The organism is Streptomyces sp. NPDC031049 (assembly GCF_055571015.1).
In genome coordinates, this window is record NZ_JBVIGC010000013.1 from 179,637 (window position 1) to 196,144 (window position 16,508).

Here is a 16,508-nt window from a genome sequence, read left to right on the forward strand (position 1 = left end):
ATTTATAGTGGTGCGTGGTCGGGGGGCCGGGAGAAGGGCCGTGGAGGGGAAGGTTTTCCGTGGATCTGGCCTTGCTGCGCACCTTCGTGACCGTGCACCGGGCCGGTTCCTTCACACGCGCGGCCGCCCTGCTCGGCCTCTCCCAGCCGGCCGTCACCTCACAGATCCGCACGCTGGAGCGGCAGCTCGGACGGCCCCTGTTCCTGCGCCAGGCCCGCGGAGTGACGCCGACCAGCATCGGCGACGAACTCGCCCACCGAGCCGCGCCCCATCTCGACGCCCTGGTGGAGATCGCGGAGTCCGGGCTCGACGACGCCTCCTTGTTGCGCACGCTGCATCTGGCCGGTCCCCCCGAATTCACGGCCGAGCGCGCACTGCCCGCCCTCATGGAACTCACCGGGGAGGACGGACAGGGATTCGCCCTGCGCGTCTCCTTCGGAACCGCCGAGGAGTCCCTGGAGGGGCTCGCCGCCGGACATCATGATCTGGCCATCAGCACCGTCCGCCCGCGCGGCGCCCTGCTCACGGCGACTCCGCTCTGTGACGAGGAGCACGTACTCGTCGCCGCGCCGCGCTGGGCCAAGCAGGCCGACGCCACCGCCCCCGGCCATGACGGCGCACCGGCCCTCGACCAGGTCCCGGTCGTCGAGGTGCACGAGTCACTGCCCTTGGTCACCCGCTACTGGGCGTCCGTCTTCGACTCCTGCCCGGCCGCCACGGGCACGGTCATCGTCCCCGATCTGCGCGCGGTGCTCGCCTGTGCGGTCGCGGGCGCCGGTCTCGCCGTCCTGCCCCGCTATCTGTGCACGGAAGCGCTGCGGCGCGGTGATGTCGTCGCCCTGCACGAGCCCGCCGTGCCACCGCTGCGGACGTACTTCCTCGCCGTGCGCACCGGCACCCTGGCGATGCCGCACATCGCGAGAGCGCACGAGTGGCTGCTGCGGTCGGCGGCCGAGTGGGCCTGAGGCCGTCGCCCGCGTCGCCGAGGCCATCACCCTGCGAGGTTTCACGTGGAACCAGCCGGGCCACATTTCCTCCATGACCGACCGACCCGTGGTCAAGCGCACCGCCCGCGCCGTTCTCCTGGACGGCGACGACCTCATTCTGATCAAGCGCACCAAGCCCGGCGTGGACCCCTACTGGGTCACTCCTGGGGGCGGGGTCGAGCCGGACGACACCACAGTTGTCGATGCCCTGCACCGCGAGGTGTACGAGGAGTTGGGCGCCAAGATCACCGATGTGGTTCCGTGCTTCGTCGACACCGTGGAACACATCGGCGAGGACGGCGGGGCAACCGGTGTGAAGGTCCAGCACTTCTTCGTCTGCCGTCTGGAGTCCATGGACCCGGCCCTGAGGCACGGCCCTGAGGTCGAGGAGCCCTCGGGCGAGTACGAAATCGTGCGGGTGCCGTTCACACGGGTCGGGATCGCCTCCGTGCATCTCGTCCCGCTGTCGCTGCGGCACTATCTGGACGGCAACATCGAGGGGGTACGTGCCATGCACGCCCCGGATCTGGGGTGACGTTCGACCACCACCTGTCCTCGCGTGTGCTCGCCCTCTGGGTGTTTCACGTGAAACATCGCGCGGGTGGCCCTGCGCTGTGCAGCCGGACACAACATGGCCAAAAGCTCGCGTCTCTCCGGTGAAACAGGTGGACGCCGGGGTCCGCCGTCGGACAGCCTGACCTGCGTGCCGACTCCTTCCCTTGCCGATCTGCCGATCCGCCGTCTGACGCTTCGCGATCTCACCGCGTGCTCCGATCTGTCCGAGGATCGGGGGTGGCCACGCGAAGAGCACAAGTGGAGCCTGCTCCTCACTGCCGGGAGGGCATACGGCATCGACGACCCCGACGGCGGACTCGTGTGCGCCTGCACCGTCACGGAGTACGGGCCGCAGGACAATCCCGCCCTAGCCGCCATCGGCATGGTGCTGGTCGCCGAACGGCACGCCCGGAAGGGGGTCGGGCGTCGGCTGATGCGTCATGTGACGGCCACGATGGGCCCCACCCCCCTCACCCTGCACGCGACACCCAGCGGCCGTCCGCTCTACGAGGAGATCGGCTTCAAGATCACCGGGCGCGCGGAGATGGTGCGCGGACACTTCACGCCGGACGACGAGGTACCGCCGGTCGTCACGCGAGCGGCGACGGCCGAGGATCTCACCGCCATCCTCCGGCTCGACGAGGAGGTGTTCGGCGTCGACCGCACGCACATCGTCACCCGGCTGCCCGCCTTCGCCGATCAGCTGCGTGTGGCGGAGGAGAAGGGCCGGCTCATCGGCTACGCGGCGGCCTGGCCCAACATGGACACCCACGTCGTGGGGCCGCTGATCGCCCGGGACACGGACACCGCCAAGGCCCTGGTCGCCTCCCTCGCCGCCCACACCGGCCGGCCGCTGCGCACGGACATCGACGTGCGCCACGAAGAGCTGCTGGCCTGGGTCAAGGCCCACGGCCTGGCGCCCGTCGCCTTCAACGCCGTCATGACGTACGGCATCCCGGAGCTGCCCGGCGACTGGCGTCGGCGGTTCGCCCCGCTGACGGTGGCGGCGGGCTGACCGCGCCGTACGACGCGGTCAGCGGAGTGCCCGGCCCCTCGGGTCAGCCGAGGGGTCGGGCCTTTCGCGTCAGCCGAGGGTCGCCACGGCGGCCGTCGCGAAGGCGTGGTCCTGCTCCGGAGCGCCGCCACCGACACCGATCGCGCCGACGAGCCGGCCGTCGCGGTGGATCGGCACACCGCCCGCGATGAACAGCAGCGGCCGGTCGAGTGCGGTGGGCAGGGTGTGGAAGAGGCCACCCGGCTGGACGGCGTCGACGACGTCGGCCGTGGCGGTGTTCAACTGGAGTGCCGTGTAGGCCTTGCGGGTGCTGGTCTCCCCGGAGATCAGCACGGCGCGGTCGTCCCGCCGGAAGGCGAGCAGATGGCCGCCGGCATCGAGGACGGTGACACTGACGGTCACCCCGGCGGCCTCGGCGGCCCGGTGCGCCGCGGCGACGAGCGCGTCGGCGTCCTGGGTGGTCAGCGGGGTGACGGCGGTGGTGCTCATGGGAACTGCTCCTTGGCTGGTACGAGATGGTGCCGCACCCGGCGGAAGGCCGGGGCGCTGCCGGGCACCGGCGCGGGGACGGCCCTGGCCCCGCGTCGTGGCGGCCCGGTGGTCGAAGGGCCAGTGGTGGAAGGGGTCGGTGGGGGAAGGGGTCAGTGGTGGGCGGCGGTCCGCCGCTCGGCGGGTTCCGAGGCCGCCACCACGGTGCCGACGCCGCTGCCGCGCCGCTCGAGGGCGGCGGAGAGGACGGCGAGGACCAGGGCGGCCGCGGCCAGGACGGCACCGACCCAGTTGGGGGCGGTGTAGCCGAACCCGGCGGCGATGACCAGGCCGCCGAGCCAGGCGGACAGCGCGTTGCCGAGGTTGAAGGCGCCGATGTTCACCGCCGAGGCCAGGGTCGGGGCGCCGTGTGCCTGGTCCAGCACGCGCTTCTGCAGCGGCGGGACGGTGGCGAAGCCCAGCGCGCCGATCAGGGCGATGGTCACGGCGGCCGCGAGCTTGTTGTGCGCGGTGAACGTGAACAGTGCGAGCACGACGGCCAGGGCACCCAGGGAGACGTAGAGCATCGGCATCAGGGCGCGGTCCGCGAACCGGCCGCCGACGAGGTTGCCGCCGACCATGCCGAGTCCGAACAGGACCAGCAGCCAGGTGACCGAGCCGTCGGCGTAGCCGGCGACATGGGTCATCATCGGCGCGATGTAGGTGATGGCCGCGAAGACGCCGCCGAAGCCGAGGACGGTCATCGCCATGGCGAGCAGGACCTGGACGTTCTTGAGGGCGGCCAGTTCGTGGCCCAGTCGCACGCCCTCGGGCTTCGGCATGTCGGGAACCAGCCGGGCGATGCCCAGCAGGCCCACGACACCGAGCGCGGCGACGATCGCGAAGGTGACGCGCCAACCGACGGACTGGCCGATGAGGGTGCCCAGCGGGACGCCGACGACGTTGGCGACGGTCAGACCGGTGAACATCGTCGCGATGGCGCCGGCCCTCTTGTGCGGAGCGACCAGGTCGGCCGCGACGACCGAGCCGATGCCGAAGAAGGCGCCGTGGGCGAGCGAGGCGACCACACGGCCGATCAGCATGAGCGAGAAGGCGGGCGCGACGGCGGAGATCAGGTTGCCGGCGATGAACAGACCCATCAACAGCATCAGCATCCGCTTGCGGGAGACCTTGGTGCCGAGCACGGTCATCAGCGGGGCGCCGAGCATCACGCCGAGCGCATAGCCGGTCACCAGGAAGCCTGCGGTGGGGATGGAGACCCCGTAGTCACTCGCGACCTCGGGCAGCAAGCCCATGATCACGAATTCGGTCGTTCCGATCCCGAAGGCCCCGATCGCGAGGGCCAGAAGCGCGAGAGGCATGGGGGTACACCTTCCCAGAAGATTGCATGAGCGCTTTGCGTGCGTCGACAATAGTTGCAGACGCGGGCTATATGCACAAGCTGTCTATTGCGGCCCTGGTCTACTCTTGTGTCAGCCTCTCCGGGATGGAGGAAACGCCCATGACAGCGACGGACCCCGCGCTCACCGCTCTCGCACAGGGCTGGTGCGCCCTCTCCCTGCTGCACGGGAGGATCGAGGCACACATCGAACGCGCCCTGCAGGCCGGACACGGACTGAGCGCACGCGAGTACTCCCTGCTCGACGTGCTCAGCCGGCAGCACGACGGCGACGGCGGGCATCTGCAGATGAAGCAGGTCGCCGACGCCGTGGTCCTCAGCCAGAGCGCCACCACCCGCCTGGTCACCCGGCTCGAGGACCGTGGGCTGCTCGAGCGCTATCTGTGCCCCACCGACCGTCGCGGCATCTACACCAACGTCACCGAAGCCGGTCTGAAGCTCCTGGAAGAGGCTCGGCCCACCAACGACGCCGCACTGCGCGAGGCCCTCGACGCGGCTGCGCGGAACCCCGAGCTGGCACCTCTGGTCCGTGCCGTGGAGACCCTCAAGGCGCCGGTCGTGGCGTAGGCCCTGGAGGCCCGGACCTGCCCACTGTGTGCCCGCGCCTGCATAGGGTGCGGTCATGGAAGATCTTGAAATACGGCCCGCGGCCGAGAACGACGTGCCCGCGATCGTCGCGATGCTCGCCGACGACCCCCTGGGCGCGCAGCGCGAGTCACCCGACGACCTGAGTCCCTATCTCTCGGCGTTCGCCCGGCTCAGCGCCGACCCGAACCAGCACCAGGTGGTCGCCGTCCGAGACGGCCGGGTCGTCGGCACTCTCCAGCTGACGATCATCCCCGGGCTCTCCCGGCGGGGAGCGACGAGGTCGGTCATCGAAGGAGTCCGGATTCACGCCGACGAACGCGGTAGCGGTCTGGGCACACGCCTCATCGAGTGGGCGATCGACGAGTCCCGTCGCCAAGGCTGCCAGTTGGTGCAACTGACCTCCGATGCCAGCCGCACCAAGGCTCATCGCTTCTACGAGCGGCTGGGTTTCACGTCCTCCCACTTGGGCTTCAAGCTCGCACTGTGATCGACACGGGCCTTGTTTCACAGGAAAGCGGGGTCCTGTTTCACGTGAAACAGGACCCCGCACAGTCCGTCCCGCAGTCGGTCCGTCAGCGCCTGTCCTGGCCGATGCCCCGCCAGCCCTCCGGGTCCACCCCGCCCGGCACGGGAGCCTCCTCGTCGTACGGCTCACGGGTGAACACGAAGGACCCCAGGTCCAGATGGCTCACGCTCCCGTCCGGGCGGCGCACGGCCTGCAGCAGCTCACCCGCGTAATAGCCCTCCAGCCCGGTCCAGGTCCCGTCCGCGTTCGCCCGGAAGCGTGAGCGGCGGCCGCTGCCGGACAGCGGCTCCAGCGAGACGCCCCCGTCTGCCGTGATGCGCAGGGCGAAGGACTGGGTCCCCCAGTACCACGGCCCGGCCAGTTCGAGCACGGATGCGTCGACCTCGGGCGACGGACGCCACGGCTCGGGAATCCGGGGCTCGGCCTCGGCGACGATGCGCACCAGATCGGCACCCACCGTGGCGAGAGGCGGCCCGGAGGTGCAGTTGGCGAGCACCACCGCCGCCACGTCGTCCTCGGCGCTGATGGTGAGATTCGCCAGGAAGCCCGGCAGCGAGCCGGAGTGCCCCACCAGCAGCCGGCCGTGCTGGTGCCGGACCTGCAGTCCGAGTCCGTACGTGACCCCGTCCGCGAGGTCCGCCGCCTCGGCCGGCGCTGCCGGGACCCGCATCTCCCGTACGGCCTCCGGGCCGAGCACCTTCTCGTCGCCGTACGTCAGGAACGCCGCGAACCGCGCAAGGTCCCCGGTGGTGGACCAGAGCTGTCCGGCCGGGGCCATCCGGCCGAGGTCCTCGGCGGGCTCGGCCAGCATCACATCGGCCCAGGGATGCACCGCCCAGCCCCCGGCGTGCGGCGCCCGCGGCCGACCGGTGGTGCGCTCCAGACCGAGGGGTTCGAGCACCTCCTGCCGCAGGACGTCCTCCCAGGGGGCGCCACGCAGTTTCTCGACCAGCGCGCCGAGCAGCGTGTATCCGGGGTTGGAGTAGTGGTGTCGCCGGCCCACCCGATGAAGGAAGGGCTGGTCGCCCAGTACGTCGGTGAGCTCCGGGCGCAGTGAGCCGGGCGTCCGCTCCCACCACGGCGCGGGTGACTCCGCCGCCAGTCCCCCGGTGTGCGCGAGCAGTTGCGCGATCGTGGCCTCGCCCGCCCCCGTGTCCGGCAGATGCTTCTCCAGCGGGTCCCCGAGATCGAGCAGGCCCTCGTCACGCAGCCGCAGAACGAGAACGGCGGTGAAGGTCTTGGTGATCGAGCCGATCCGGTACTGCACGTTCTCGTCGGGGCCGTGCCCGTCCACCGAGGTCCGTGCCCCGTGCCAGACGGCCCGACCGCCCCGGACCACCGCCGCGACCAACGACGGTGCCCGGCCCTCGGCCTGGGCGACGGCGATCCGGTGCAGCAACGCACGTCGAGTACTGGGGAGCAGCTCATCCTGAGGTGTCGTCATACGCCCAGTCCATCCGCCGTTCCTGCTCCAGTCGAGTCCATTTCCCCTGGGAACGGTCCCCTGCGGTGGGCGCGGACCGGGGCAGTGCGTGGCTGCGGCCTCTAGTCGAGGCAGAACTCGTTGCCCTCGATGTCCAGCATCGGGATGCAGGCATCCTTGCCGTCATACAGCGTTCGCACGTGGACCGCGCCGAGCGGGACCAGTCGTGCGCACTCGGCCTCGAGTGCGGCGAGGCGCTCCTCACCCACGAGCCCGGTGGCGACCCGCACATCAAGATGCACCCGGTTCTTGGCGGCCTTCCCTTCGGGAACCCGCTGGAAGTACAGGCGCGGGCCCACACCCGAGGGGTCCACGCAGGCGCACCACGCATCCCGCTCCTCGGGCGGCAGCGACCGCTGGAAGTCGTCCCACGTGGCGAACCCCTCCGGTGGCGGCGGTATGACATAGCCCAGCACCTCGCACCAGAAGCGAGCGAGACGCTCGGGTTCCGCGCAGTCGAAGGTGACCTGGAATTTCTTGATCGCTGACATGGGGCCACCCTAGGGGCCGCGACATCCACCTGTGAGGGCTTCCCGCTCATGCCATGCTGAGCCCCGGGCACGAGGACTCTCGGCGAGCCCGGGTCGCACACCGATGAGTTTCCCGCGCCGCGCCGGTCTCCACGTCGGACACCCACGGACGGAAGGCTGGGTCATGCGGAAACTGATCTACGGCATGAACCTGTCCCTGGACGGCTACATCGCCGCGGCCGGCGACGACATCGACTGGAGCGGACCGCCGAGCCACGAGCTGTTCCAGTGGTGGCTCGAACAGGAGCAGGCGAGCGGCCTGTCACTGTACGGGCGCAAGCTCTGGGAGACGATGAGTTCCTACTGGCCGACCGGCGACCAGCAACCCGGCGCCAACCCGGCGGAGATCGAGTTCGCGCGGAACTGGCGGGACACCCCGAAGGTGGTGTTCTCCTCGACGATCGACACGGTCGACTGGAACACCCGCCTGGTCACCGGCGACGCGATCGCCGAGATCACCCGGCTCAAGGCCGAGGACGGCGCCCCCATGACCATCGGCGGCGCCACGCTCGCCGGGGCGGCCATGCGCGCCGGCCTGATCGACGAGTACGTGATCGCCACCCATCCGGTCCTGGTGGGCGGCGGCACGCCGTTCTTCACCGCGCTGGACAGCTGGGTGAACCTGGACCTGGTGGAGACGCGGACGTTTCCCGGCGGCGTGGTCATGACCAGGTACGAGACGAGGCGCTGAACGGCTTCCCACCATCCGGGCCCTGCACCGCAGGGCTCAGGTCTGCGCCATGTCGACGAAGCGCGAATAGTGGCCCTGGAAGGCGACGGTGATGGTCGCCGTCGGGCCGTTTCGGTGCTTGGCGACGATCAGGTCGGCCTCGCCCGCGCGCGGGGACTCCTTCTCGTAGGCGTCCTCGCGGTGCAGGAGGATGACCATGTCGGCGTCCTGCTCGATGGACCCGGACTCGCGCAGGTCGGAGACCATCGGCTTCTTGTCGGTGCGCTGCTCGGGACCGCGGTTCAGCTGGGACAGCGCGATGACCGGGATCTCCAGCTCCTTCGCCAGCAGCTTCAGGTTCCGGGACATGTCCGAGACCTCCTGCTGACGGCTCTCGGCGCGCTTGGAGCCGCCGGACTGCATCAGCTGGAGGTAGTCGATGACCACCAGCTTCAGGTCGTTGCGCTGCTTGAGGCGGCGGCACTTGGCACGGATCTCCATCATCGACAGGTTCGGTGAGTCGTCGATGTAGAGCGGCGCGGCGGAGACATCGGGCATCCGCCGCGCCAGCCGGGTCCAGTCGTCGTCCGTCATCGTGCCGGACCGCATGTGGTGCAGGGCGACCCGGGCCTCGGCGGACAACAGGCGCATCGCGATCTCGTTGCGCCCCATCTCCAGGGAGAAGATCACGCTGGGCAGGTTGTTCTTGATCGAGGCCGCCCGGGCGAAGTCCAGCGCCAGCGTCGACTTGCCCATCGCCGGACGCGCGGCGATGACGATCATCTGGCCCGGGTGCAGCCCGTTGGTCAGCGAGTCGAAGTCCGTGAAGCCCGTGGGCACGCCGGTCATCTCACCGCTGCGCGAGCCGATCGCCTCGATCTCGTCGAGGGCACCCTCCATGATGTCGCCGAGCGGCAGATAGTCCTCGCTGGTGCGCTGCTCGGTCACCGCGTAGATCTCCGCCTGGGCGCGGTTGACGATCTCGTCGACGTCGTCGTCGGCCGCATAGCCCATCTGCGTGATTCGCGTGCCCGCCTCGACCAGGCGTCGCAGCACGGCGCGCTCATGGACGATCTCCGCGTAGTACGCCGCGTTCGCCGCCGTCGGCACCGTCTGGACCAGCGTGTGCAGATACGCGGCCCCGCCGACCTTGTTGATCTCGCCCCGCTTGGTCAGCTCGGCCGCGATCGTGATCGGGTCGGCCGGCTCGCCCTTGGCGTAGACGTCGAGGATCGCCAGGTAGATGGTCTCGTGGGCCGGCTTGTAGAAGTCGTGGCCCTTGAGGATTTCCACGACGTCGGCGATGGCGTCCTTGGACAGCAGCATGCCGCCGAGGACCGACTGCTCGGCCTCCAGATCCTGGGGCGGCACCCGCTCGAACGACGGGCCGGGCTCTTCCCACATGCCGGCGTCCCGGCCGCGCTCGTGCTGCTCGTCACGGCCACGGCCACCGTCGCCACGACGGCGGGAGGCAGGCAGACGATCACTGGGCCCGCTGTCGGCCCACGGCTCGTCCAAGGGCTCGGAAATGCTCACCGAGCCACCTCCTCCCGTCCGCCACGCGGACCTCGCCGTGCCCCTCATTTCTACGGCACGGCACTGACAAACAAGAGACCCAACTCCGGTTGCGGCGCGTCGGTTTTGGGCCTTTTGGCAGGGCGACGGTCGGAGCGGGCGCCGCACCACGGTAGGCCTGCGGGCACCGTCAGCCAATCTGGTTATCCACAGGCCATGTGGACGACGGCCCAGATGCTGTGGAGAACTCCGCCAAACCTGTGCACGAGCCGGTGGACAGCCCTGTGAACAAGCCCTCGACGCCTCCACCGAGACACCCTGTGACCTGCGCTTTTCCCATCCACCGGCTGTGCAGAAGAAAAACTTCCCCAGTCGGCTCAAGATCACTGGGGACCACGCACAGGAGTGCGCACACCTCATCCACAAGTAAGGGCCCCAAGCCCTTTGCATCTCTTACTTGTGGACGATTAGATTGGTGCACATGACACAGGCCCCCGAGCGCCCGCGGACCGACCGCCGCCGGCACGACCGAGAGATCATCGCGCTGGCCGTCCCGGCCTTCGGCGCGCTCGTCGCCGAGCCCCTTTTCGTCATGGCCGACAGCGCGATCGTCGGCCATCTCGGCACCGCCCAGCTCGCCGGTCTCGGTGTCGCGTCGGCCCTCCTCACAACCGCCGTGAGCGTCTTCGTCTTCCTCGCCTACGCCACCACGGCGGCGGTGGCCCGCAGGGTCGGAGCCGGGGATCCACAGGCCGCCATCCGCCAGGGGATGGACGGCATCTGGCTCGCCCTGCTGCTCGGAGCGGCTGTCATCGCCGTCGTGCTGCCCACGGCACCGTCCCTCGTGGAACTCTTCGGTGCCTCGGACACCGCGGCCCCCTACGCGACCGCCTATCTGCGGATCTCCACGCTCGGCATCCCCGCCATGCTCGTCGTCCTCGCCGCGACCGGCGTTCTACGGGGGCTGCAGGACACCCGTACACCCCTCTACGTGGCCGTCGCCGGGTTCGTCACCAACGCCCTCCTCAACGTCGTCCTCGTCTACGGCTTCGACCTGGGCATCGCCGGGTCCGCCTGGGGCACCGTCATCGCCCAGTGCGGCATGGCCACGGTCTACCTGGTGGTGGTCGTCCGCGGAGCCCGGCGCCATGGTGCCTCCCTGCGCCCGGACGCCGCCGGGATAAGGGCCTCCGCACAGGCAGGTGTGCCACTCCTGGTGCGCACCCTGTCGCTGCGGGCGATCCTGATGATCGCCACGGCGGTCGCCGCCAGGCTCGGTGACGCCGACATGGCCGCCCACCAGATCATCCTCTCCCTGTGGAGCCTGCTCGCCTTCGCCCTGGACGCGATCGCGATCGCCGGGCAAGCGATCATCGGACGCTACCTGGGGGCCGGCGACGCGCAGGGCGCCCGCGACGTCTGCCGCCGGATGGTGGCCTGGGGCATCGTGGTCGGCATCGTCCTGGGGTTGCTGGTGGTGCTCAGCCGTCCTGCCTTCCTCCCCCTGTTCACCAGCGACTCCGCGGTCAAGGACGCAGCCCTGCCCGCTCTGGTGATCGTGGCGCTCTCCCAGCCGATCTGCGGTGTCGTCTTCGTGCTGGACGGTGTGCTGATGGGCGCGGGCGACGGCCCGTATCTGGCCTGGGCGATGCTGGTCACCCTGGCGGTGTTCACGCCCGTGGCACTGCTCGTCCCCACCGTCGGTGGCGGGCTCACCGCCTTGTGGGCCGCCATGACGCTGATGATGACCGTGCGGATGCTGACCCTGTGGCTGCGCACGCGGTCGGGGCGCTGGATCGTGACCGGCGCAACGCGCTGACTGTTTCACGTGAAACGTCCCCCAGACGCACTGTCCGTTTCACGTGAAACACCCGGCACGACGATGGGGCCGCCCCCCGAAGGGAGCGGCCCCATCGCTCACTCGTCCAGCGAGTGCAGCCCTTACGCGGCGACAACCTCGACGTTGACCGTAGCGGCAACCTCGGGGTGCAGACGCACGGACGCCTCGTGGGCGCCCAGCGTCTTGATCGCCGAGGCGACCTCGATACGGCGCTTGTCGACCTCGGGGCCACCGGCAGCCTTGATCGCCGAGGCGATGTCGGCCTGGGTGACGGAACCGAAGAGACGACCGGCGTCGCCGGCGCGGACGGCCAGGCGGACCTTGACGCCCTCGAGCTGGGCCTTCACCTGGTTGGCCTGCTCGATGGTCTGGATCTCGTGGATCTTGCGAGCACGACGAATCTGCTCGACGTCCTTCTCGCCGCCCTTGGTCCAGCGGATCGCGAACTTCCGCGGGATCAGGTAGTTACGGGCGTAACCGTCCTTGACGTCGACGACGTCGCCCGCGGCACCGAGGCCGGAGACCTCGTGGGTGAGGATGATCTTCATGAGTCGGTCACCCTTCCCTTATCGCGCGGTGGAGGTGTAGGGCAGCAGCGCCATCTCACGGCTGTTCTTCACGGCCGTGGCGACGTCACGCTGGTGCTGGGTGCAGTTGCCGGTCACGCGGCGGGCACGGATCTTGCCGCGGTCGGAAATGAACTTCCGCAGCATGTTCGTGTCCTTGTAGTCCACGTACGTGACCTTGTCCTTGCAGAACGCGCAGACCTTCTTCTTCGGCTTGCGCACAGGCGGCTTCGCCATGGTGTTTCTCCTGTGTGATCAAGAAGTTGGGGTACGAGCCCGCCCTTAGAAGGGAGGCTCGTCCGAGTAGCCGCCGCCCTGGCCGCCGCCGGGGCCACCGCCCCAGCCACCGCCGCCACCCTGCTGGCCGCCGGCGGGAGCGCCGGTCGCCCACGGGTCGTCGGCGGGAGCGCCGCCGCCCTGCTGGGCGCCACCGGGGCCACCGCCCCAGCCGCCGCCCTGCTGGCCGCCACCGCCGCCGTAGCCGCCCTGGCCACCGCGGCCCGAGGTCTTGGTGACCTTGGCCGTGGCGTTGCGCAGGCTGGCGCCGACCTCGTCGACGTCCAGCTCGTAGACCGTGCGCTTGACGCCCTCACGGTCCTCGTAGGACCGCTGCTTCAGCCGGCCCTGCACGATGACGCGCATGCCTCGCTGGAGCGATTCGGCGACGTTCTCCGCCGCCTGGCGCCAGACCGAGCAGGTGAGGAAGAGGCTCTCGCCGTCCTTCCACTCGTTCGTCTGGCGGTCGAAGGTGCGGGGGGTCGACGCGACACGGAACTTCGCGACGGCCGCACCGGACGGGGTGAAGCGCAGCTCGGGGTCGTCGACAAGATTGCCGACGACCGTGATGACGGTCTCGCCTGCCATGGGGGAACCTCTCGGCGGGTTTGCTGCTGGCTGCTTGTGCTGCTACTCGGAGCCCGGGATCAGCTGAGCGGAAGGGCTCAGTGGGTCTCGGGACGGAGGACCTTGGTCCGGAGGACCGACTCGTTCAGGTTCATCTGGCGGTCGAGCTCCTTGACGACCGCAGGCTCGGCCTGCAGGTCGATGACCGAGTAGATGCCCTCGGGCTTCTTCTTGATCTCGTACGCGAGACGACGACGGCCCCAGGTGTCGACCTTCTCGACCTTTCCGCCACCGTCACGGACGACGGAAAGGAAGTTCTCGATCAGCGGAGAGACAGCGCGCTCCTCGACGTCGGGGTCGAGGATGACCATCACCTCGTAGTGACGCATGTGGAACCCACCTCCTTTGGACTCAGCGGCCACGGTCGTTCCGTGGCAGGAGGGTTGTGATGCGTACGCCTCGGTGTCTGTCAGTAAAACAGCGGCCACTGACAATCGGGTGATGGTCAGGGCTCTCGGGGCTGTGCCTGGGCAGACGCCGACGCAGACGGTACACAGTACCCGTACACCGGCTTCCGGTTGAAATCCGGCGGCTGAGCCGGTCAATCTGTACACATCGGGTGTGTATGGCGCTACGATGCGCCGCTTTTCGCAGGAGGTGCCCTATGGCACAGGCATTGCGACCCAACACCGGCGGAGGCCTCTTCGCCACGGACGGCAAGCCCCACCCCCTCCAGGACGCCCTGCTCGCGGTGACCCTGGTGCTGGGGATCACGTCGTTCATCACGGCGATGTTCCACCATCTGCACCTGCTCAGCTCCTGGACCGGCCTGCTGGGGATCCTCACCGGCGCGTACGGCCAGTGGGTCTCGGAGACGACCCGTGAGCGCTTCGGCCTGATCGTGGGCCTGGGAGCGGCGGGCATCGGCTTCTTCCTGGGCATGGCCCACGGCGGCCTCTTCGGCGGAGTCGTCGACTGACGCCAGGGACACCACGACCACACTCCGCACACCGTCGCAGGCCCCGGCCGACCGCCGGCCGGGGCAAAGGTGTCGTGCGCCCGGTCGGGGCGCCCGGCTGGCGCAGTAGGCTTCGCGCGAGAGCCGGAGCCCCTGTACCCATGGGGACACACCAGCCCGAGGAGCGCCCCGAATGAGCCTGACCCTGAGGACCATCAGTCGCGAGCAGCATCTGGCGTACATCCAGAGCCTGCCCTCGGCGAGTCACATGCAGGTCCCGGCCTGGGCTGACGTCAAGGCGGAATGGCGTTCGGAGAACCTCGGCTGGTTCGACGACCGGACCGGCGAACTGGTGGGCGCGGGCCTGGTCCTCTACCGGCAGCTGCCCAAGATCAAGCGCTACCTCGCCTACCTGCCCGAGGGCCCGGTCATCAACTGGTTCGCGCCGAATCTCCAGGAGTGGATCGAGCCGATGCTGGCGCACCTGAAGCAGCAGGGCGCCTTTTCGGTCAAGATGGGCCCCCCGGTGATCATCCGCCGCTGGGACGCGGCGTCCATCAAGAAGGGCATCCAGGACCCCGACGTCAAGCGTCTGCGCGACATCGAGGCCGACCACATCGAGCCGCGCGCCTTCGAGGTCGCCGACAAGCTGCGCCGGATGGGCTGGCAGCAGGGCGAGGACGGCGGCGCCGGCTTCGGCGACGTGCAGCCCCGGTACGTCTTCCAGGTGCCGCTGGCGGGCCGCTCCCTGGAAGAGGTCCACAAGAACTTCAACCAGCTGTGGCGCCGCAACATCAAGAAGGCCGAGAAGGCCGGTGTCGAGGTCGTCCAGGGCGGCTACCACGACCTGGAGGAGTGGCAGCGGCTGTACGAGATCACGGCCGTGCGCGACCACTTCCGGCCGCGTCCGCTGTCGTACTTCCAGCGCATGTGGACGGCCCTGAACTCCGAGGACCCCAACCGCATGCGGTTGTACTTCGCCCGCCACAACGGCGTGAACCTCTCGGCGGCGACCATGCTGATCGTCGGCGGCCACGTCTGGTACTCCTACGGCGCCTCGGACAACATCGGCCGCGAGGTCCGGCCCTCCAACGCGATGCAGTGGACGATGCTGCGCGACGCCTACGCGCTCGGCGCCACCGTGTACGACCTGCGCGGCATCTCCGACTCGCTGGACGAGACCGACCACCTCTTCGGCCTGATCCAGTTCAAGGTCGGCACGGGCGGGCAGGCGGCCGAGTACCTCGGCGAGTGGGACTTCCCGCTGAACAAGCTGCTGCACAAGGCGCTCGACATCTACATGTCGCGCCGCTGACCACGGCAGCTCGGCACAGCCGCTGAACCACACCCCCTTTCGCACTCTCCGACACACCACAGCCACGAGAAAGGTTCCAGGTCCGGCCATGGCGCTCACGCTCTACGTCGACACCGCGCGCTGGCGGGCGCACCACAAGCACGTGCAGGAGCAGTTCCCCGGGCTGGTCCCGGTCTGCAAGGGCAACGGCTACGGCTTCGGGCACGAGCGCCTGGCGGAGGAGGCCACGCGGCTGGGCGCGGACATCCTCGCCGTCGGCACGACGTACGAGGCCGCCCGGATCAAGGATTTCTTCAGCGGTGACCTGCTGGTCCTGACGCCCTACCGGCGCGGTGAGGAGCCCGTGCCGCTGCCCGACCGGGTGGTGCGCTCGGTCTCGTCCGTCGACGGCGTGTACGGCCTCGTCGGCGCCCGCGTGGTCATCGAGGTGATGTCCTCGATGAAGCGGCACGGCATCAGCGAGCAGGACCTCCCGCAGCTGCACGCCGCCATAGAGAACGTCCGCCTGGAGGGCTTCGCGATCCACCTGCCGCTGGACCGCACCGACGGCTCCGACGCCGTCGAGGAGGTCATCGGCTGGATGGACCGGCTGCGGGCGGCCCGCCTGCCGCTGCACACCATGTTCGTCAGCCACCTCAAGGCCGAGGAACTCGCCCGGCTCCAGCAGCAGTTCCCGCAGACCCGGTTCCGCGCCCGCATCGGCACGCGGCTGTGGCTCGGGGACCACGAGGCCACCGAGTACCGCGGCTCGGTCCTGGACGTCACGCGGGTCGCCAAGGGCGAGCGGTTCGGCTACCGGCAGCAGAAGGCCGCCTCCGACGGCTATCTGGTGGTCGTGGCGGGCGGTACGTCGCACGGGGTGGGTCTGGAGGCCCCGAAGGCCCTGCACGGCGTCATGCCGCGTGCCAAGGGCGTCGCCCGGGCCGGCCTCGCCACCGTCAACCGGAACCTGTCCCCGTTCGTCTGGGGCGGCAAGCAGCGCTGGTTCGCGGAGCCGCCGCACATGCAGGTCTCGATCCTGTTCGTCCCCGCGGACGCGCCGGAGCCCACGGTCGGGGACGAGCTGGTCGCCCATCTGCGCCACACCACGACGCAGTTCGACCGCCTCGTCGACCGCTGAGCCGATCTCGTCGACGGTGAGCCTGCTTCGTCGCCCGGTGAGCCGGCTCACCGACCGCTGAGACGCCCTCGTCGAACCGGTGAGGCGCTGGACGCCGGGCGCTGACGGCC

The 16,508-nt window shown here is 69.6% G+C and carries 19 protein-coding genes; 10 read left to right on the forward strand and 9 right to left on the reverse strand.

What is annotated here, in order from left to right:
- The first annotated feature begins 59 nt into the window (after positions 1-59).
- The 3 genes from ACZ45Q_RS22750 (at position 60) to ACZ45Q_RS22760 (ending at position 2,556) form a co-directional block, all read left to right on the forward strand.
- Entirely contained in the window at positions 60-965 is a 906-nt protein-coding gene (locus ACZ45Q_RS22750) for a LysR family transcriptional regulator (RefSeq protein WP_468264299.1), read from the forward strand.
- Positions 966-1,038: 73 nt separating this feature from the next.
- Positions 1,039-1,521: an NUDIX domain-containing protein gene (locus ACZ45Q_RS22755; RefSeq protein ID WP_468264302.1), complete on the forward strand. Its 483-nt coding sequence runs from the start codon at positions 1,039-1,041 to the stop codon at positions 1,519-1,521.
- Between the two features lie 168 nt (positions 1,522-1,689).
- Entirely contained in the window at positions 1,690-2,556 is an 867-nt protein-coding gene (locus ACZ45Q_RS22760) for a GNAT family N-acetyltransferase (protein ID WP_468264305.1), read from the forward strand.
- A 69-nt stretch (positions 2,557-2,625) separates the two neighbouring features.
- Here ACZ45Q_RS22760 and ACZ45Q_RS22765 read toward each other — a convergent pair whose 3' ends face one another.
- Together ACZ45Q_RS22765 and ACZ45Q_RS22770 are read right to left on the reverse strand one after the other, a co-directional pair.
- A complete protein-coding gene (locus ACZ45Q_RS22765; RefSeq protein WP_468264308.1) occupies positions 2,626-3,045 on the reverse strand; it encodes a GlcG/HbpS family heme-binding protein in 420 nt (139 codons plus the stop codon).
- Positions 3,046-3,197: 152 nt separating this feature from the next.
- The gene (locus tag ACZ45Q_RS22770) at positions 3,198-4,406 is read right to left on the reverse strand and encodes an MFS transporter (RefSeq protein ID WP_468264311.1); all 1,209 of its coding nucleotides are present in this window, start codon (positions 4,404-4,406) and stop codon (positions 3,198-3,200) included.
- A gap of 140 nt (positions 4,407-4,546) precedes the next feature.
- On the opposite strand from ACZ45Q_RS22770, the gene ACZ45Q_RS22775 reads away from it, so the two are divergent.
- Both ACZ45Q_RS22775 and ACZ45Q_RS22780 read left to right on the forward strand, forming a co-directional pair.
- Entirely contained in the window at positions 4,547-5,011 is a 465-nt protein-coding gene (locus tag ACZ45Q_RS22775) for a MarR family winged helix-turn-helix transcriptional regulator (protein WP_468264314.1), read from the forward strand.
- 55 nt (positions 5,012-5,066) lie between these two features.
- Complete coding sequence (locus ACZ45Q_RS22780) at positions 5,067-5,519, forward strand: GNAT family N-acetyltransferase (protein ID WP_468264316.1); 453 nt, start codon at positions 5,067-5,069, stop codon at positions 5,517-5,519.
- An 85-nt stretch (positions 5,520-5,604) separates the two neighbouring features.
- On the opposite strand, the gene ACZ45Q_RS22785 is transcribed toward ACZ45Q_RS22780, so the two are convergent.
- Together ACZ45Q_RS22785 and ACZ45Q_RS22790 are read right to left on the reverse strand one after the other, a co-directional pair.
- Complete coding sequence (locus ACZ45Q_RS22785; protein ID WP_468264319.1) at positions 5,605-7,002, reverse strand: serine hydrolase domain-containing protein; 1,398 nt, start codon at positions 7,000-7,002, stop codon at positions 5,605-5,607.
- A 101-nt stretch (positions 7,003-7,103) separates the two neighbouring features.
- Entirely contained in the window at positions 7,104-7,532 is a 429-nt protein-coding gene (locus ACZ45Q_RS22790) for a VOC family protein (protein ID WP_468264322.1), read from the reverse strand.
- A gap of 163 nt (positions 7,533-7,695) precedes the next feature.
- Between ACZ45Q_RS22790 and ACZ45Q_RS22795 the strand changes: the two genes are divergently transcribed.
- Positions 7,696-8,262, forward strand: coding sequence for a dihydrofolate reductase family protein (locus ACZ45Q_RS22795; protein WP_468264326.1), 567 nt, complete (start codon positions 7,696-7,698; stop codon positions 8,260-8,262).
- A gap of 36 nt (positions 8,263-8,298) precedes the next feature.
- Here ACZ45Q_RS22795 and dnaB read toward each other — a convergent pair whose 3' ends face one another.
- Positions 8,299-9,777, reverse strand: a complete 1,479-nt coding sequence (dnaB, locus tag ACZ45Q_RS22800) for a replicative DNA helicase (RefSeq protein ID WP_468264329.1) — start codon at positions 9,775-9,777, stop codon at positions 8,299-8,301.
- A 460-nt stretch (positions 9,778-10,237) separates the two neighbouring features.
- Between dnaB and ACZ45Q_RS22805 the strand changes: the two genes are divergently transcribed.
- Positions 10,238-11,575, forward strand: coding sequence for an MATE family efflux transporter (locus ACZ45Q_RS22805; RefSeq protein ID WP_468264332.1), 1,338 nt, complete (start codon positions 10,238-10,240; stop codon positions 11,573-11,575).
- A gap of 122 nt (positions 11,576-11,697) precedes the next feature.
- Here the strand turns inward: ACZ45Q_RS22805 and rplI are convergent, their stop codons facing one another.
- From rplI to rpsF, 4 genes are all read right to left on the reverse strand, one after another.
- Positions 11,698-12,144 carry a 50S ribosomal protein L9 gene (rplI, locus tag ACZ45Q_RS22810; RefSeq protein WP_468264335.1) on the reverse strand — a complete coding sequence of 149 codons (447 nt, stop codon included), beginning with the start codon at positions 12,142-12,144 and terminating at the stop codon, positions 11,698-11,700.
- A gap of 18 nt (positions 12,145-12,162) precedes the next feature.
- Positions 12,163-12,399 (reverse strand): 30S ribosomal protein S18, encoded by a 237-nt coding sequence (gene rpsR / locus ACZ45Q_RS22815; protein WP_003949403.1) that lies wholly within the window; start codon positions 12,397-12,399, stop codon positions 12,163-12,165.
- Between the two features lie 45 nt (positions 12,400-12,444).
- Entirely contained in the window at positions 12,445-13,026 is a 582-nt protein-coding gene (locus ACZ45Q_RS22820) for a single-stranded DNA-binding protein (RefSeq protein ID WP_468264338.1), read from the reverse strand.
- Between the two features lie 77 nt (positions 13,027-13,103).
- On the reverse strand, positions 13,104-13,394 hold the full coding sequence (gene rpsF / locus ACZ45Q_RS22825; protein ID WP_003991486.1) for a 30S ribosomal protein S6: 291 nt from the start codon (positions 13,392-13,394) through the stop codon (positions 13,104-13,106).
- Positions 13,395-13,669: 275 nt separating this feature from the next.
- Here rpsF and ACZ45Q_RS22830 point away from each other — a divergent pair, with 275 nt between their 5' ends.
- The 3 genes from ACZ45Q_RS22830 (at position 13,670) to ACZ45Q_RS22840 (ending at position 16,398) form a co-directional block, all read left to right on the forward strand.
- On the forward strand, positions 13,670-13,984 hold the full coding sequence (locus tag ACZ45Q_RS22830) for a hypothetical protein (RefSeq protein ID WP_468264342.1): 315 nt from the start codon (positions 13,670-13,672) through the stop codon (positions 13,982-13,984).
- A 172-nt stretch (positions 13,985-14,156) separates the two neighbouring features.
- Complete coding sequence (gene femX, locus ACZ45Q_RS22835) at positions 14,157-15,278, forward strand: peptidoglycan bridge formation glycyltransferase FemX (RefSeq protein WP_468264344.1); 1,122 nt, start codon at positions 14,157-14,159, stop codon at positions 15,276-15,278.
- Between the two features lie 88 nt (positions 15,279-15,366).
- Complete coding sequence (locus tag ACZ45Q_RS22840; protein ID WP_468264346.1) at positions 15,367-16,398, forward strand: alanine racemase; 1,032 nt, start codon at positions 15,367-15,369, stop codon at positions 16,396-16,398.
- Positions 16,399-16,508 lie beyond the last annotated feature (110 nt).

Bases quoted from the DNA above. Each gene is read 5' to 3' on its own strand.
- ACZ45Q_RS22770 (WP_468264311.1), bottom strand. From the start codon at position 4,406: ATGCCTCTCGCGCTTCTGGCCCTCGCGATCGGGGCCTTCGGGATCGGA.
- rpsR (WP_003949403.1), bottom strand. From the start codon at position 12,399: ATGGCGAAGCCGCCTGTGCGCAAGCCGAAGAAGAAGGTCTGCGCGTTC.
- femX (WP_468264344.1), top strand. From the start codon at position 14,157: ATGAGCCTGACCCTGAGGACCATCAGTCGCGAGCAGCATCTGGCGTAC.
- ACZ45Q_RS22755 (WP_468264302.1), top strand. From the start codon at position 1,039: ATGACCGACCGACCCGTGGTCAAGCGCACCGCCCGCGCCGTTCTCCTG.
- ACZ45Q_RS22775 (WP_468264314.1), top strand. From the start codon at position 4,547: ATGACAGCGACGGACCCCGCGCTCACCGCTCTCGCACAGGGCTGGTGC.
- ACZ45Q_RS22780 (WP_468264316.1), top strand. From the start codon at position 5,067: ATGGAAGATCTTGAAATACGGCCCGCGGCCGAGAACGACGTGCCCGCG.
- ACZ45Q_RS22790 (WP_468264322.1), bottom strand. From the start codon at position 7,532: ATGTCAGCGATCAAGAAATTCCAGGTCACCTTCGACTGCGCGGAACCC.
- rpsF (WP_003991486.1), bottom strand. From the start codon at position 13,394: ATGCGTCACTACGAGGTGATGGTCATCCTCGACCCCGACGTCGAGGAG.
- ACZ45Q_RS22830 (WP_468264342.1), top strand. From the start codon at position 13,670: ATGGCACAGGCATTGCGACCCAACACCGGCGGAGGCCTCTTCGCCACG.
- ACZ45Q_RS22805 (WP_468264332.1), top strand. From the start codon at position 10,238: ATGACACAGGCCCCCGAGCGCCCGCGGACCGACCGCCGCCGGCACGAC.
- rplI (WP_468264335.1), bottom strand. From the start codon at position 12,144: ATGAAGATCATCCTCACCCACGAGGTCTCCGGCCTCGGTGCCGCGGGC.
- ACZ45Q_RS22765 (WP_468264308.1), bottom strand. From the start codon at position 3,045: ATGAGCACCACCGCCGTCACCCCGCTGACCACCCAGGACGCCGACGCG.
- ACZ45Q_RS22820 (WP_468264338.1), bottom strand. From the start codon at position 13,026: ATGGCAGGCGAGACCGTCATCACGGTCGTCGGCAATCTTGTCGACGAC.
- ACZ45Q_RS22785 (WP_468264319.1), bottom strand. From the start codon at position 7,002: ATGACGACACCTCAGGATGAGCTGCTCCCCAGTACTCGACGTGCGTTG.
- ACZ45Q_RS22795 (WP_468264326.1), top strand. From the start codon at position 7,696: ATGCGGAAACTGATCTACGGCATGAACCTGTCCCTGGACGGCTACATC.
- ACZ45Q_RS22840 (WP_468264346.1), top strand. From the start codon at position 15,367: ATGGCGCTCACGCTCTACGTCGACACCGCGCGCTGGCGGGCGCACCAC.